14 protein-coding genes are annotated in these 16,079 nt (G+C 40.6%); 3 read left to right on the forward strand and 11 right to left on the reverse strand.

Annotation, left to right across the window (positions count from 1 at the left end; genetic code table 11):
• Positions 1-6: 6 nt before the first annotated feature.
• Positions 7-1,479 carry an ABC transporter permease gene (locus BM390_RS01185; RefSeq protein WP_062319539.1) on the reverse strand — a complete coding sequence of 491 codons (1,473 nt, stop codon included), beginning with the start codon at positions 1,477-1,479 and terminating at the stop codon, positions 7-9.
• 33 nt (positions 1,480-1,512) lie between these two features.
• Positions 1,513-2,850 carry an ABC transporter permease gene (locus BM390_RS01190; RefSeq protein WP_089852733.1) on the reverse strand — a complete coding sequence of 446 codons (1,338 nt, stop codon included), beginning with the start codon at positions 2,848-2,850 and terminating at the stop codon, positions 1,513-1,515.
• 216 nt (positions 2,851-3,066) lie between these two features.
• Here BM390_RS01190 and BM390_RS01195 point away from each other — a divergent pair, with 216 nt between their 5' ends.
• Positions 3,067-4,764 carry an ABC transporter ATP-binding protein gene (locus BM390_RS01195; protein ID WP_062319546.1) on the forward strand — a complete coding sequence of 566 codons (1,698 nt, stop codon included), beginning with the start codon at positions 3,067-3,069 and terminating at the stop codon, positions 4,762-4,764.
• 78 nt (positions 4,765-4,842) lie between these two features.
• Here BM390_RS01195 and BM390_RS01200 read toward each other — a convergent pair whose 3' ends face one another.
• From BM390_RS01200 to BM390_RS01235, 8 genes are all read right to left on the reverse strand, one after another.
• The gene (locus BM390_RS01200; RefSeq protein ID WP_089852789.1) at positions 4,843-6,639 is read right to left on the reverse strand and encodes a M3 family oligoendopeptidase; all 1,797 of its coding nucleotides are present in this window, start codon (positions 6,637-6,639) and stop codon (positions 4,843-4,845) included.
• 97 nt (positions 6,640-6,736) lie between these two features.
• Entirely contained in the window at positions 6,737-7,456 is a 720-nt protein-coding gene (locus tag BM390_RS01205; RefSeq protein ID WP_062319549.1) for a YebC/PmpR family DNA-binding transcriptional regulator, read from the reverse strand.
• 108 nt (positions 7,457-7,564) lie between these two features.
• The gene (locus tag BM390_RS01210; RefSeq protein WP_062319551.1) at positions 7,565-8,707 is read right to left on the reverse strand and encodes a DUF2264 domain-containing protein; all 1,143 of its coding nucleotides are present in this window, start codon (positions 8,705-8,707) and stop codon (positions 7,565-7,567) included.
• The gene (locus BM390_RS01215) at positions 8,700-9,503 is read right to left on the reverse strand and encodes an AraC family transcriptional regulator (protein WP_062319553.1); all 804 of its coding nucleotides are present in this window, start codon (positions 9,501-9,503) and stop codon (positions 8,700-8,702) included. The genes BM390_RS01210 and BM390_RS01215 overlap by 8 nt, the downstream gene beginning before the upstream one ends.
• The gene (locus BM390_RS01220) at positions 9,496-10,275 is read right to left on the reverse strand and encodes a sugar phosphate isomerase/epimerase family protein (protein WP_062319555.1); all 780 of its coding nucleotides are present in this window, start codon (positions 10,273-10,275) and stop codon (positions 9,496-9,498) included. The genes BM390_RS01215 and BM390_RS01220 overlap by 8 nt, the downstream gene beginning before the upstream one ends.
• A gap of 33 nt (positions 10,276-10,308) precedes the next feature.
• Positions 10,309-11,304, reverse strand: a complete 996-nt coding sequence (locus BM390_RS01225; RefSeq protein WP_062319557.1) for a hydroxyacid dehydrogenase — start codon at positions 11,302-11,304, stop codon at positions 10,309-10,311.
• A complete protein-coding gene (locus BM390_RS01230) occupies positions 11,301-11,930 on the reverse strand; it encodes a YczE/YyaS/YitT family protein (protein ID WP_369676083.1) in 630 nt (209 codons plus the stop codon). The genes BM390_RS01225 and BM390_RS01230 overlap by 4 nt, the downstream gene beginning before the upstream one ends.
• A 143-nt stretch (positions 11,931-12,073) precedes the next feature.
• Positions 12,074-13,024, reverse strand: a complete 951-nt coding sequence (locus BM390_RS01235) for an alpha/beta hydrolase (RefSeq protein WP_246806729.1) — start codon at positions 13,022-13,024, stop codon at positions 12,074-12,076.
• A gap of 228 nt (positions 13,025-13,252) precedes the next feature.
• On the opposite strand from BM390_RS01235, the gene BM390_RS01240 reads away from it, so the two are divergent.
• Positions 13,253-13,681 carry a MarR family winged helix-turn-helix transcriptional regulator gene (locus tag BM390_RS01240; RefSeq protein WP_062319560.1) on the forward strand — a complete coding sequence of 143 codons (429 nt, stop codon included), beginning with the start codon at positions 13,253-13,255 and terminating at the stop codon, positions 13,679-13,681.
• The gene (locus BM390_RS01245; protein WP_082394378.1) at positions 13,671-14,321 is read left to right on the forward strand and encodes a YczE/YyaS/YitT family protein; all 651 of its coding nucleotides are present in this window, start codon (positions 13,671-13,673) and stop codon (positions 14,319-14,321) included. The genes BM390_RS01240 and BM390_RS01245 overlap by 11 nt, the downstream gene beginning before the upstream one ends.
• Before the next feature lie 94 nt (positions 14,322-14,415).
• Here the strand turns inward: BM390_RS01245 and BM390_RS01250 are convergent, their stop codons facing one another.
• Complete coding sequence (locus BM390_RS01250; protein WP_089852735.1) at positions 14,416-15,834, reverse strand: MATE family efflux transporter; 1,419 nt, start codon at positions 15,832-15,834, stop codon at positions 14,416-14,418.
• Positions 15,835-16,079: the final 245 nt, after the last annotated feature.

Genomic DNA, 16,079 nt, shown 5'->3' on the forward strand with positions numbered 1-16,079 from the left:
TAAGCATTAATGCATCTTCGGATCAAGCGCATCGCGTACACCATCACCTAAAAAGTTAAACGATAAAACGAGCAAAATAATGGATAGTCCTGGAAAAATCGCCAAGTACGGTTCTGTTTCTAAATAGGTACTGCCAACACGTAAGACATTGCCCCATTCAGGTACGTGTGGTTCAACCCCAAGGCCAAGAAAACTTAAGCTACTCGTTGCAATGACAGCCGTTCCAATGGCGAGTGTGGCACGAACAATCATCGGTGCGAGGGCATTAGGAACGATATGTTTAAAAAGTATCTTCCATTCAGATTCCCCAATCGCACGGGAAGCCTCAATATATTCGAGATTTTTAATCATGAGGACGTTCGCCCGCATCGTCCGGGCAAACATGGGAATTGCCCCAATACTTAAGGCAATAACTAAGTTCGTTGTATTTGATCCAAAAGCGGCGATAATCGCAATCGCTAGAAGAATACCTGGAATCGCGTATAACGCATCGAGTATCCGCATAACGGTTTGGTCCACAAGTGGATGGAAATAGCCACTGATCGCCCCAAGCACGCCCCCAATGAGCATAGGGATAAGCGTGGTTAACACGCCGATGGATAAGGAAATCACACCACCACGGACAACCCGTGAATATACGTCACGACCAAAGTTATCTGTTCCAAATGGATGCGTGAGACTAGGTTCCAACAATAAGGTTTGATAGTTATTTTCTACCGCAAAGCTTTCAACGAAAGTAAAAGTGCTCATCCATGATAGTGAAAAAATGATGACAATAAACAACAAACCTAACATCGCCGTAAAGCTTCGGGTAATCTTTTGCCAAAATTGACTGGATTGTTCGCGTTTAGATACATCCGTTTGAATGTAATGAATATACAGCTGATAACTGAGTAAGAGCCGGATAACATTTCCGGTAAGCGCGGTGATGACGAGAAAAATAATCAATAAACGCATACGTGCTGTTAACTGTTTAGTTTCCATTAAGTCAGGTTTTAAATAGTGTATCAACAGGCCATCAGTAACGGTAAGGACTACCAGACTGATAAGAATGACCAGAAAACTGTTGGTGACATAGGGCTTAAATATATTTAGAGCTGTAAGAGCAACTAAAAAGACATCAGCGATAAAAATATACGTCATAAAGGTATAACTGATGGTTTCTTTCTCTTGTCTTAGCCTAAAACCAAAGCTTGCGGTAAAGACATTACCAGAAAAAAGACTAAAGACCTGAAGTAAGGTGAGGGCGCGTGTTAATTTAGAGTGAGCCACTGGTGTTATACCTTCTTTAACTAGTCTGTGTAAGAGTACGCTTTGGATGATGCTCTCAATTAAAAAGGCGAGTGCTAACAACGTGTACACGGTCGTAAGATGAATAAACGCTTGATATAAGAAAAATATAGTGAACACAAGTGACAATACAAGCGCAAACTGTCCGTGTTTATAACGGTCATGTTGTTTGATTTGTTGGGTCGTCATGAGTCTCCTCCTCTCTTCGTGTATGTTATAGGTTTAATCATTGAGTTCAGCTCGTAAGCGTGGATTAAGCAAGGCGTATAGTAAATCAACGAGTAAATTCACCACAGAAATCATCACCGCAATATAGACAACCCCAGCAAGAATTGCCGGAATATCGGGAATGAACTGTTTGTCCACGATATAACTACCGAGCCCTTGAATATTAAAAACCTTCTCCGTTACACTGGCCCCACCAAGCATGGCTCCAAACTGTAAGCCAATAACGGTCAAAATGGGAATCCAAGCATTAGGGAGCGCATGTTTTGTGAAGATACGCCTGTTCGACAATCCTTTCGCTTTAGCGGTCACAATATAATCTTCATGCATGACTTCTAAAATTTCTGATCGCGTCATCCGAGCGATGGTTGCTGAGAGGCCTGTTCCTAAGACAATGACCGGCATGATGAGTGATGCGAATTGTCCAGGAATATACGTCGATGGCAACCAGTCTAGTTCAATCGCAAACGTTAAGATAAAGATGAGACCTTGCCAAAAGCTTGGAATTGATAAACCAATGAGTGCAAGGAACATAAAACTGTAATCCCAAAAGCTTTGAACTTTAACCGCAGAGATAATGCCAATCGGTACGGCAATAGCAATAGCTAAGACAAGAGAAAGAAAAGCCAACGTAAGGGTGACCGGGAAGCGGTTTTCAATGTTGAGTAACACATCTTCATTACCTTGATACGTTGTTCCTAAATCAAACGTGATAAAACCATGCAAGCGATCCGTTAGTTGCACGAGATACGGCTGGTCTAAACCAAATAATGCCTCGAAGTTTTCACGTTGTGCTGCGGTTGCTTGATCTCCTAGTATATTCTGGGCGGGGTCCTGTGGTGAAAAATAAAGCAAAGTAAACACAATGACAATCACCGAGAAGATAACAAAGACAGTCGCTACGAGTCGTTCAAAAATAAACCGAATCAATCCGTGATGATAAATCAAATAAAAGAGATAAAGAAAAAAGCCAGGCACAAGTGTCAAGAGTAAAAAACGTCGTGATTGCAACAACTGTTCAAAAAATTGCGGGTAATTTAATCTGTATTGTTGTTCTGTTTTTTTTAGAAGCGCATATTCCTTAGAAATAAATGCTTGTTTTTCATTTTCATTCGGATCGCGATTGAAATAATCTATTCGCTGATCATAATCCGTTGAGAGTTGCTGGATCATCTGTTGGTCTAAAAGAGTTGCTGTCGCAGGTTGCTTACGTTTTTTAAACTGAAAGTACAGCAGTGCTGGTATGTGAATCACGATACCTAACAACCAATGAATGAGGCGCAAGCCAACTGAGGCTTGACTAACGTGAAACCCTTTGATTAAACGTGTCGTCATGTTTTAATCTTCCTCCTTTCAAAATACTTGATAATTCCTACCTGTTTAGTATACAATAACTTAAACAAGATTATAGATAGTCTTTAAGGTAATGTCAAATATAAAAATTTAATCTGTCTTAATGTATGTCTTCATTCAGACACTATGCATATATGAAAGAGGACAATAAACAAGACGTACCTTAAGGTACGTGACTAAATAGAAGTAGGTGAGTGTATGTCAGTATTAACAACTGAAAATTTATCGGTTGACTTTAAACGAATGAATGAGACTCATCGCGTCGTCAACCAGATTAATTTTTCAATTGCGAAAGGTGAGACGCTAGGCATCGTAGGAGAATCAGGTTCTGGTAAAAGTGTGACGGCGAAAGCGGTGATGAAATTATTAGATGAACAACAAACAGAGGTAGCGATAGAAACGCTTGACTATAATGGAAACGATATCGCCAGTTTAAATCAGAAACAAATGACAAAAGTGCGAGGGAAAGAAATTAGTATGATCTTTCAAGATCCGATGAGTGCTTTTAACCCAACGATGAAGATCGGGAAGCAATTGATTGAAACAGCGCGGGTACATTTGCAGCTTTCAAAAAAAGAGGCAACGCATCGTGCCCTCGATATGCTTAAGAAAGTAGGCATTGACCGAGTCGACGAACGTTTTCATCAATATCCGCATGAATTCTCAGGTGGCATGTTGCAGCGGGCAATGATTGCGATGGCGCTTATTTGCCGTCCGAAACTACTGATTGCGGATGAACCGACCACTGCTTTAGATGTAAGGATTCAAGCACAAATCTTGAAACTAATGAAAGATCTCCAACAAGAAATAGAGATGAGTATTATATTAATAACCCATGACTTTGGTGTCGTCGCTGGGATGTGTGACCGTGTTGTTGTGATGAAGGATGGTGAACTTGTAGAAGAGAATGATGTTACTTCTATCTTTAACGCGCCTAAACATCCTTACACGAAAAAGCTGTTAGAAGCACTGCCACGTTTACACGAGGATAAAGTATTAACAAAAGAGTCCAAAAATGAAGAGACACTATTATCTGTATCAGGGTTAACAAAGGTGTTTCAGCTGAAGAACGGAAAGAAACTCCAAGCAGTTGAAGATGTGAGTTTTGATATTAAACGAGGGGAGACACTTGGACTCGTTGGTGAGTCAGGATCAGGTAAATCAACAACAGGACGATTAATTCTCCAATTAGAATCTTTAACGGCAGGTAGTGTCACCTATAAGGGGATGCGGATTCACCGCTTTAATAAACAAGAACGGCTTAAATTAAGACGCGATATTCAAATCATTTTCCAAGATCCAAAAGCATCACTAAACCCGCGAATGAAAGTGATGGACATTATCGGTCAACCACTGGATGTCCATCAATTATATAAAGACAAAGATGCTCGTAAGAAACGGATAGAAGAATTATTGCTGCTTGTCGGATTAGAACGTGAGCATATGTACCGCTATCCACATGAATTTAGTGGGGGGCAACAACAGCGGATTGGGATAGCCAGAGCACTGGCTGTTGAACCGGAGTTTATTGTCTGTGATGAAGTCCTATCAGCGCTAGACGTATCGATTCAAGCGCAAATGGTCGAGCTTTTAAAAGACTTACAAGAAAAGTTAGGTCTGACTTATTTATTTATCGCCCATGACTTGGCAATGGTGAAACATTTATGTGACCGGGTTGCGGTGATGTATGACGGAAAACTGATTGAACTCGGATCATCTGTTGATGTTTATAATCAACCGCTGCACTCCTACACACAAGCACTCATTGATGCTGTACCTATACCAGACCCAGGCAAAGAAAGAGAAAAGTTACACGCCTATCAACCAGGAAAACTTAACTTTGTGTTTGATAATCGTTGGGTTGAAAAGAGTAAGGGACATTGGGTTAGAGAATAAAGGGTCATTGATAAAACAAGGTATAAAAAACAAGGACAACATTAAGTGTTGCCCTTGTTTAGGAGAGAGAAAGTAAATTTAATTATTTTCTAACTGATCAGCTAACGCGATAAACTGATCGACATCTTTAGCCATTAATTTCACGCCTTCGGCCCAGAAGTCAACGTTAGTCACATCAACGCCTAAGTGTTTCATCGCAAGATCTTCAACCGTCATGGCTCCAGTATCTTTAAGTAAGGCAATATATTTCTCTTCAAAGTTTTTAGGTTGCTTTAAGTATTCTGCGTAAATACCTAAACTGAATAAGTAACCGAATGTGTACGGGAAGTTATAAAACGGGACATCATCAATAAAGAAGTGCAGTTTACTACTCCAAAAATGAGGATGATACGTATTAAGTGCCCCGTGGAACGCTTCTTTTTGTGCTACAGTCATTAATTTTGACAGTTGTTCGTGTGAGACAACGCCATTTTTTCGTGCTTTGTAGAAGTTGTCTTCAAAGATAAATCGGGCATGAATGTTCATAAACATAGCCGTTGCCCCTTCAAGTTTATTATTTAATAATGATAGTTTTTCTTCATCTGAGCGTGCCGATTGAACGGTCGCATTCGCAATGATTGTTTCAGCGAAGGTACTTGCCGTTTCCGCCACGTTCATCGCATAATGTTGATTCAAGTACGGGACATCGGTTAAGACGTCAGAATGAAAGGCGTGTCCTAATTCATGGGCAAGCGTGCTCGTATCAGATGCAGAACCAGTAAACGTCATAAAAATCCGCGACTCATCAAATTCAGGTAAGCTCGTGCAGTAACCACCCGGACGTTTATCGTTACGATCTTCAGCTTCGACCCAACGATTTTCTAACGCATGTTTAGTAAAAGCAGTCAGTTTAGGGAAGGCGCTAAAATGTTTGATGATAAAGTCACAAGCTTCGTCATAAGTAAATGTCATAGCTTCGTGATCGCCTACAGAGAGTGGCGCATCAACATCTTGCCATGCCAATGAATCTAACTGTAGTAGCTGTTGTTTTTTCTTTAAGAACGTCACAAATGGTTGTTTGTTGTCTGAGACAGCTTGCCACATCGCCTCTAGTGTCGCTTTTGACATCCGGTTATATTCAAGTGGTTCTTCTAAATGATCTTTATATTGATGCTTCTCTTGTAGTGTCATGCGGTAACCATCTAAGTGATTTAACACATCGGCGAATATTGGAGCCTGATGATTAAATGCTTCTTCCCAGGCCGTGAACAGTTGTTTTCTTACCTCAGGATCATTGTCTTGCGACATTCTATTCATTGCTTGTCCGATGGACAAGTTGACGGTTTCTCCTTGCTTGTTTGTCCACGGGATTGTCATCGTTGAGATAATCGTGTCATACACCTGACTCCAAGCAGCAAGTCCATCTTTATTTAACTCCGCAATTAAAGTTTCTTCTCGTTCTGAAAGAAGACGGGCACCTTTTTTGCGCTGCTCTGTTAGGACAAAGTTCATTGGTACTAAGTCGTCATCGGCTAAAAACTGAGCAAATGTTTCTTCATCAAGGTCGACGAGTTTTTGGGTGAAGTGATTCCCAACTTTATTTAATTCGCTAAAGAGCACCATGATTTCACCCTTAATAACAGGCGCATAAGTATCTTTTGTGTTCGCATCATGAGCCATATTAGCAAATGTAGATGCTTGTAGTAAGGCTTTTTCTAGTTTTTCTTGTTCGGTTAAGAGTTGTTTGAAGTCTGATAACCGATTGGTAAACTGATTGACGTTTGCTTTAAACGCATCTAATTCTTGTGCTATTGTTTGAAGTTTTTCTTTAAGGGCAGGTGATGCGGTGCCACCAGAAAAAATCGCATCTAAATCCCATGTTTGTGCATAATTCAACATAATCACCTTTTCCTTTTGTTATTTTTTCTCGATATAAGCTATGAAGGAAAGAAAACTTAACGCATCTACGCTAAGTTTTCTTGACTGTGACCTATTAGTCGTCCAGTTGGACATTATGATAAACATTTTGAACATCTTCTAAATCTTCTAAGGCATCAATCATTTTTTCAAATGTCTCTAAGTCCTCACCAGATAGTGTGAGTTCGTTTTGTGGTAACATCGCCAGTTCAGCGACAGTAAAGTCTTCGACCCCTGCTTGTGTTAGAGCTTCTTGTACCGCATGAAATTGATCAGGCTCGGCGTAAATAATGACCGCACCATCTTCATCGACAACGTCACGTACATCAAGGTCCTGTTCCATCATCAGTTCAAAAATTTCATCAACCGTTTTACCTTCAATACCTAAGACAGCAGTATGGTCAAACATATAGCTCGCTGAGCCATTCGTTCCCATGTTACCTCCATTTTTACCGAATGTCATCCGGACATCAGCAGCCGTACGATTCACGTTATTCGTTAACGTATCGACAATCACCATCGACCCACTTGGGCCAAAACCTTCATAACGGAGTTCATCGAAGTTCTCTTCACCGCCACCTTTTGCTTTATCAATGGCACGGTCAATTATATGTTTTGGTACACTATAAGTTTTCGCGCGTTCCAAAACAAATTTGAGCGCTTGATTAGATTCAGGCGAAGGTTCGCCTTGTTTTGCGGCCACGTAGATTTCGCGTCCGAATTTCGCATAAATCCGGCTGGTGTTTTTATCTTTACTGGCTTTCTTTTCTTTAATATTGTTCCATTTACGTCCCATTATTACACGCTTCTTTCTTCTTTAGCTTTAGTACATCATCGTTATTTATTATACACGAAATGAGAAGTGGATAAAGAAAAAACAAGAAAAAAGTACACAACAACCAAGTTAATTATCAAGCGGATAATCGTTTTTTAAGTCTTCACCATTAAATAGTCGTTTGGTCGTCCAAGGCTGTGCTTTATCTTGCCAAAAAGGTGCTGTTTCTTTTAAACCAAGGGGTAAAAAGATAACGGATGCAAGATAAAGACTTCCCGTTGAGATATAAACCTCACCAAGTCCAGGCTGGTGTCCACTGACACCAATGGTTAAATAGCCTGCTTCATTAAAGGTGTTAGACTTTTCTAACGTTTGTTCAATCACCGCATCCAGTGCCGCTCGCAATTGTCCAGGTGAAAGATCAGTTAGATCTTCACGCCAAGCGTGATGCGCAAGATTATGAAAGATGCCCGTTCGATACGCAAGCGATCGACCAGTCGCAGGAAACGTACCTGTTGGTGAAATCATGCGTTCAAGTATAGTGCTGTAGCGCTTGCTGCGGGTTAAAATCGGTTCTTTTAATATATCCCAATCAGGGTGCAAAACGCCCGTTTGTGTCACGATATCGACAAGCATCGGATGAATGACGATACTATTATAATAATCTTGATGATAACGCGGACCATCACTGTAGGTGCCATCACCCACATACCAGGCATTAAATTGTTTCAAACTGAAGTCAATACGCATCGGATCCCAATCCTCTTCTCCCACGCCATATAAGAAAGTTTCAATCATAGCTGAAAATAACAACCAGTTAGAGTAAATAGGCTTGCGCGTTCGGGTTTGTTTCAAACAGTGAATGATTTGTTGTTTCGTCTCATGTGGCAATGGCTCCCATAAACTAGTTGGTGCGCGTAGTAAAGCTTGGGCCAAAAAGGCACTGTCGACTATGGGTTGCAGTCCTTCACTAAAGTTAAAATAGTCATGAGAATGGGGATCTGTTCCAACATGTAGCGCTTGTTTTATGTATGTGAGATAGCGTGTTTGTAATTCTTTTTCGCCTTCGTCAATCGCAGGTGTTTCTAACCAAGGGGCGATACCAACAAGCAATCGACTAAAAGCTTCTAGATGGGTATAGTCTTCTTGCTTAGTATCTGGCTTTTTTTCAATCGGCATGGTTTGTTTTAGTTTATCTTGACTTAACGGGATGATAATCGGTTCAGTTAGTTGTGTTAATAATTTTAACCAGTGTTTGCGTGTATCAGTCATAAGGTATGGTCCTTTCTTTGCGGTATTGTTCGGGTGTTATATCAGTAAATTTGTTGAACTGACGATAAAAAGTTGCCAGTGATTCGTAACCAACTTCAAAGCCAATCATCGTGGCAGAGCGATCTGTTTCTAACAGTAGTAAGCAAGCTACGTCTATTCGCTTTTTATGAATCGCCTCATAAGGTGTTAGCTGGTAGATCGCTTTGTAAATACTGGACACATGTCTCGTACTTAAGTTGAAGAGCTTGGCTAATTGATCATTTGAGTGAATCTCATAATAATGTGTTTCGATATACTGATGAATGGCTTCTGAACGTGAATAAGACCGGTCATTACTCGGTGCCGTCTTTAACCTTGTCACCAACAGCAACAACTGTTGGCAAGTTAGTTGTAAATCGAGTTGATCAAGTGGTTCCTTGCTTTTCGTTAGTTGTAGTACCTGTCTAAAAGCCTGTCTTAACTTGAGCTGATGTTGGCGAGTGGTTGATAATAGAAATACCGATTGAAACGGAGGCCTTGAAAATACCTCCTGTAATACGGGCGCGAGCATTGTTTCATCAACTCTTAAAGCAAGCAGGGTCATTTGCGTCGTTGTCGTCACCGCATGGGTTGTCTCTTTAGGGATAAAGACAAGTGATTGGTCAGTAAGTGGTGTCGTGTGATGTGTGTGATAAAGCATCCCGCTCCCTTTTAGTACATACAATAACTGTAAGTCTGGATGGTGATGGCGTTGTTGACTCGCTTTTTTTCGGTGATGGTTTTCTTCGATCTGAATCAGCTGTTTGATGTCACTCACCCCTTAAAGATGCATTGATAGTTTTTTTCCAGTGATGCAGTGTTTGTACGTCTTGATTAAACTGATTAATATTATCATTTTTGACAAATTCCATTAAATAAAGATGTGATTGTGATTGCTCAAGCACACGGATGTAGTCGAGCCAAGTCGACTCACCTGTATCTAGTGGATAGCGATTAAAAGTCTCGTCCCACTGAAACACATGGATATGACTAATATATGATTGGAGCATGTTTAAATCAAGGACTTGCTGCTCTTTAGTAAAAGATCCAAGAGGTTGCCAGTATAGCTTCACATTCGGTTGATTAACAGCTTGAATCAACTTGAGCGCTGCTTGTCCTGAATCAGTATAGGTAAAGGCATGATATTCAAGATGGAGTGTGATCGCGTGTTTTTTGGCTTCTATAGCACAACGTATAATATCTTGTACAATGTGCTGAAACGTTTCTTCTGAGTATGTCTTAGGAGTTTTTGATTTGTCCATTCTTCCGGCCCAGATGCGAATATGGGACGTTTCTAGGGCGAGCGCCGTCTCTAAGACAGCATCGAAGTCTTCCTCTGTCCCCGCATGATAATATGAGCCATAAGAGGAGACACGTAAACCGTGAGCACGGGTTAAGTCTCCGATTTCTTTAGCCCGAGTGAGATTGCCAGGCGGTACGTGGATATCTCCTCCCCATTCGATCGCCTGGAGTTGTTGGTCTTTCGCTAGTACAATAATGTCTTTTGGTGTGTGTTGTCGAAAAGTAATGGAGCAGAGTCCAAGTTCCATTGTGTCACGCCTTTCGTTAAAATTAGAGTAAGTTCAAGCTTGGCGGTCAAACGTGTCTATATCTAATCGATATAGCAACGGTTCATTCGCTTGATATCGCATGAATTCATCGACCATCGCTTGACCAAGTCGGAATTTTTCTTGTCCTACACTCCCGGCGATGTGCGGGGTTAATAATACATTAGGAAGTGTATACAAAGCTGATGTTGTCTCAGGTGGTTCTGGGTCTGTGACATCGAGTAGACTCGTTAAGTCGGGCCTTTTTCCCATGACGTCAATCAAGGCCGCTTCATCAATAATCGCTCCGCGAGCGGTGTTAATAAAGGTGGCGTGTTCTTTCATCTGTTTAAAGTGCTCGCGTTTAATCATCTTGACGGTTGATGGTAATAGCGGTGCATGTAAAGAGATGACATCGGCTGTTTGAAACAACGTATCCAGATCGACTGGTGTGGCACTATATGCAGAAAGCATTTCGGGTGCTAGATACGGGTCGTAGACAATAAGATCGACATCAAAGTTTTGTAAGTGTTCACAGACCATTTTACCAATGGTACTGAAACCAATAATCCCAATGGTTTGATTGTAAATGCCTTTAATATCAAGCATAATACCGTTGGAAAATTGTTTAGTCTCGCGTAAGGATTGTTGGAGACGAAAGCCGTTCTTCAAACTAAAAAGAATTTGACTTAAAGTGAACTCCGCGACGGGTCTCGCATTAATCGTATTAGCGGTTGAGACGGTGATCCCCTTTAACAAGTCACGACTCATAATCTGTTTAACAGAACCCGCTGCATAAAAAATCGCCGTCAGTTGTGGTAAGTAATCAAGTACCTCGGCAGAAAATACCGGTGCGCCCCAACCAGAAAAGATAATCGAGACATCTTGTAACAAAGGTAAATGGTCGTTGATATTGTCTTTTGTGATAACCGTATCATACACCTCAATCATGGATGTAATCTGTTGGATAGCTTCGTCTGAATAAACATCGGATAGTATATGTTGATCCATCATAAAAACAGCTTGTGTCATGTGCGTGATGCCTCCTTATTTTTACTGAATAAATGGATAAAGAAACCTGTCGCAAAAGCCGATAACACTGTTCCTTCTCTTACGCCTGAGATATCACGAAGAAAAATAAGTGAAAAAATCAAGGCAATGACGACAAGTGAAAAGTCAAATTGTATTTTGACTGTGCTAAATGAGCGGTGACGGATAAAACTGTACGCTTTGACAATGCCTTCAGCCGGGTTGTTAATCAGCTTCGCTTGTAGTTGTAGCTTAGTCGCGATCGCAATAATGAGTGAACCTAATAAGACCATCATAAGTTTAATCATATAGTAAGTCGGATCAAAGCGTTCTAAAAGTTGAAACATCGTATCAATAAAAAAACCTAACAGTGGCATTAGTAATAGTTGTAACCACTGTAGCCTCTGGAACGTGCGCTTTAATATAAGGCGTTGAGCTAATAAAAAACTTATGTTTATAGCGGTCATCATAGTCCCGAAGGAGAGCGGGAAAGCAAGGCTTAACACATAGGCAGGGCTTGTGATTGGTGTCGTACCGATGTTGGCATGTGTCACAATCGCAATACCAAGTGCCATGACGATTAAACTAATGAGCAACAGAAAGCTAGACTTGATAAGTGATAAAATAATGTCCCCCTCCTATTAATATCGTGCTGTCTCTTAGTTTAATAGAGTGGCGTCGGTTTGTCTTATCTATTTGCGATCACATTCTCATATTCGGAAATCGGTTGAGATAAAAAAGACAGACATCGCTTTGTCTGTCTTTGTCAGCCTTATGAGAGTGTATGATCTAGATAACGCGCGAGAAACCGAGTCACTTGTCGGCGGTACTCCTCTTTATCGGTCACATAACTGTACGCGTGCTCTGCACCAGGGACGATGTACAGGAATTTATCTGAAGCGGCTGCTTGATAGAGTTCATACGCCATTTGTGTTGGCACAAAGCTGTCTCGATCCCCATGAATAAATAATGTCGGGGTGGTGCTTTTTTTCACTTGTTCGACGGGTGACGCTTCGGTGAACGAATAACCCGCCTTATATTTTGTAAGTAAACTCGTCATTGGAATGAACGGATAAGATGGGAGCTTATATAAGTTCTTTAGTTGATAGCCCAGTTCTTTTTCCACAGAGCTATATCCGCAGTCTTCCACGATGGCTTTGACTTGGTCTGGTAAAGCTTCCCCGCTGACGTTAAGTACAGTCGCCCCACCCATACTAATACCGAAGAGCACAATCTCAGTATCCTGCCCGTACCGATTGATCAGTGAATCAATCCAAGCAAGATAGTCGTGACGTTCCGGCCAACCGAAGCCAATGTAGTCGCCTTCACTGTCACCGTGACCTCTCGCGTCAGGAAGAAGAATGGTAAACCCTAAATCGTAAAACAACTTCGCAAAAGGCGCCATTTCTTTACTCGTTCCGCTATAACCATGAGCCAAGATGGCTACTTTACCGCCTGCTTCTGGGTTTTCAATAAGCAAGGCTTTAAGAGCTAAATCATCCTGTGAGTAAAGCGTTAGAACATCACGGTCGACTTTTTGAAACCAGAGTTTTTCAGCTTCCCATGGATCATTCGGTACGACATTGATTAAATCATAATCAGGGGAGGTATTTGTTTTCTTGTTTTTAACAGCTTGCTTATAAAAGTAGATACTGCTGTAAAGTAATGTTGCGCTCGTCGCCCCAAGGGCTGTTAAAGCGATTTTTAATGTTTTTTTCTTCACCGTCATCATCCTCGTAGTATAAATATTGTTTTAAGTAGCCGGTCTATGTAAAAACTGGGATACTTTATAGCTCCATTATATGAGAGATGAATGAAAATTGCGAAGAATGAGTAGACGCCATATATAAGAAGTTAAATGATTAAGAAGGATATCAAGTATTTTCCCAACAAAACGACAAAAAAGTGTGCTATAATTAGCTAGCTAATTAAAAAATGAGGAGTGACACAGATGGTTTTATATGGACATCAAGCAGGACAATTAAGTAGGACATTTAAGAAAGTATTAAATGAACAACTACAAGATTCACATTTATACGCAGCACAGTGGGGATTGGTTATGTTTTTATATACAGAAGGACCGCATAGTCAAAGAGCCATTGCCGATTATTTGAAAGTTGAGGCACCCACACTCACGCGCATGGTCAATCGTTTAAATCAAGAAGGTTGGATCAAGAAAGAAGAAGGTCTTGACCGAAGAAAACGGATTATTGGTCTGACAGATGAAGCGAAGAAACACTATGAAGAATGGAAAGATATTAGTGACAAAATTGAGAAGAAAGCGACGCGAGGCATTCCTGAAGAAGAGCTAGAAGTCTTCCGAAAAGTCGCAGAAAAAATGATAACTAACTTAGATGGAAATAAGCGTTATGTCTTCTAATCAAACTAACAAGATGAACGAATCACCGTACACACTGAAAAGTTATCTTATTCGATTATTCGTCTTTACTGGTGGGTTATATTTACTTGCTTTCGGTGTATCAGTTATTATTAAAGCGAATCTAGGAACAGCGACATGGGATGTCTTGCACATCGGTTTGTCAGAAAACTTTGGTCTATCTATTGGTCGATGGGTTCAAATTGTTGGCGTACTGATGGTTATCTTGACATCCTTTTTAGAGAAGAAACGCATTCAAGTCGGCAGTGTATTAAATATTGTATTTGTTGGATTCTTCTTAAATCAAATATTAGCGGCTGATTTTATACCAGCACCAACGACCCTTTCTCTTCGCGTTATGATGTTGCTTTTAGGTGTCGGGATTATGGGGATTGGCTCAGGCATGTATGTCTCATCAAAAATTGGTGCGGGTCCACGTGACGGGATGACCCTTTATATTTCGAAACGTTTTTCTCTATCGATCGGGACTTCGCGTACAATTTTAGAAACGCTCGCTTTAACTTCTGGTTGGTTATTAGGTGGACCGGTGGCCATTGGGACGTTTGTGACCGTGCCGCTCATTGGACCTATTATGCAACGATCATTAGGTGTTTGGACGAAGATTCTAGTGAAAGTAGCTTGAAAATCTATTGTCATTTAATAAAAGCATGATCCCTGTTTACTTGCTGAGGGATCATGCTTTTTGTGTAGGATCTATCATTAAGGCGTGCTTATTGTTATGAACACGCACATTCCTTACGCAATGTTTTTGATTGTTGATAAACGGTTTTTGACCCAAGCGATAACATTAAATCTTTCTTTGTCGGTTCTTTCTCTAAGATTTTTAGTGTGTAGTAAACGGATACGACGAGTGGAACGGTTGCCGCAAACCAAGCGAGTGGGTTAGACATAACAGCCCCACTAAAGCCAAAGTATTCACTTAATATAAGCGCACCAATGACACGGGCAACAAGTTCTAATACCCCTGCCACAGTGGGCACAAAGCTATTACCTAAGCCTTGGATGGATGGTCTTAGTACTAACACAAGGGCAAGTAACATGTAGAAGGGCCACTGAATTGTAAAGAAGCGCTCAGATAATGCCAGTACCTCAGGATTCCCGTCCTCAACAAAGAATCCGGCTAAATAGCGACCGAAGAACAAGAGGATCACACCAATCGATGCAGCATAAACGAGTGTAATAGACATCCCACTTTTAATCCCTTGCTTAATTCGGCTAAACTCACCCGCTCCAAAGTTTTGAGCAACAAAAGTTGACATAGCTACGCCCATTGTTTGAAGAGGCATTGTCAGTAGCTGTTCAATTTTAATTGATGCGGTATATGCGGCAACAGAAAGTGCGCCTAATTGGTTTAGAGTAATCTGAATGGCGACTGAGCCAATCGCAATAATTGAATACTGGAAACCGTACGGTAAACCAATACGTAAATGTTCTTTATATTCAGCCCAGTCTTTTGTCCAGTCTGATCTTTTGATTCGTAAGATTCTTACCCGTTTTTTAATGTAAATCAGGCAAAGCACAGACGCAATCAGTTGAGAAATCACTGTCGCATAACCCGCACCAGCGACATTCATGTCAAAACCTAGAATAAACGTATAGTCTAAGATAATATTTAATATAGACGTGACGATTAAAAATAGTAATGGTGTACGCGAGTCACCAATCGCCCGTAATACATTTGATAAGTAGTTAAACATCACCGTCGCGCCAATCCCAGCAAAAATAACGACTAAATAGTCATAAGCATCATCAATGATTTCTGGTGGTGTCTGCATCAACTCTAAAATGTTACGTGTATTAAGTGTTGCCGCAATTGTCAAAATAATGCTGATGATAACGACAATAATTAAACTCACACCTAAACTACGGCGCAAAGCTTTTTCATCTTTTTTTCCAAACCGTTGCGCTGTAATCACCGCAAGGCCGGCAGTCAAGCCAATCGCCAAACCTAAAATTAAAAACATAATACTTCCAACAGAACCAACCGCCGCTAATGCATCCATCCCTAACGTTTGTGAAACAATGAAGGTATCTGCCATCGAATAAAATTGTTGGAACACGTTCCCTAACAACATCGGTAAACTAAACAATACAATCAGTTTCAGAGGGTTTCCTGAAGTCATATCTCTTCCCATAATGTCACCTCAACCTTTCTTTCTCTTCATCTTATATAATTAAAAACCACAAATAATCTCATGGTTTTTCCGTTATTATTCTTAAGGTCTTTGAATAGTATAGTCCTATTTATTAAAAATGCAAGGCAGATGAATCAAATTAATAAATTATATTTAAAAAGAGCAAAAAGTTACCTTGTTAAACTTAAACCGCTTACCTATTAAAATATCGTGTGAGAGGACTAACAATCGCTATTCAGTCTGAT

Source organism: Halolactibacillus miurensis, assembly GCF_900116255.1.
Classification (GTDB): Bacteria; Bacillota; Bacilli; order Bacillales; family Amphibacillaceae; genus Halolactibacillus; species Halolactibacillus miurensis.

Bases quoted from the DNA above. Each gene is read 5' to 3' on its own strand.
- BM390_RS01190 (WP_089852733.1), bottom strand. From the start codon at position 2,850: ATGACGACACGTTTAATCAAAGGGTTTCACGTTAGTCAAGCCTCAGTT.
- BM390_RS01250 (WP_089852735.1), bottom strand. From the start codon at position 15,834: ATGGGAAGAGATATGACTTCAGGAAACCCTCTGAAACTGATTGTATTG.
- BM390_RS01225 (WP_062319557.1), bottom strand. From the start codon at position 11,304: ATGACACAAGCTGTTTTTATGATGGATCAACATATACTATCCGATGTT.
- BM390_RS01245 (WP_082394378.1), top strand. From the start codon at position 13,671: ATGTCTTCTAATCAAACTAACAAGATGAACGAATCACCGTACACACTG.
- BM390_RS01185 (WP_062319539.1), bottom strand. From the start codon at position 1,479: ATGACGACCCAACAAATCAAACAACATGACCGTTATAAACACGGACAG.
- BM390_RS01240 (WP_062319560.1), top strand. From the start codon at position 13,253: ATGGTTTTATATGGACATCAAGCAGGACAATTAAGTAGGACATTTAAG.
- BM390_RS01195 (WP_062319546.1), top strand. From the start codon at position 3,067: ATGTCAGTATTAACAACTGAAAATTTATCGGTTGACTTTAAACGAATG.
- BM390_RS01220 (WP_062319555.1), bottom strand. From the start codon at position 10,275: ATGGAACTTGGACTCTGCTCCATTACTTTTCGACAACACACACCAAAA.
- BM390_RS01210 (WP_062319551.1), bottom strand. From the start codon at position 8,707: ATGACTGATACACGCAAACACTGGTTAAAATTATTAACACAACTAACT.
- BM390_RS01205 (WP_062319549.1), bottom strand. From the start codon at position 7,456: ATGGGACGTAAATGGAACAATATTAAAGAAAAGAAAGCCAGTAAAGAT.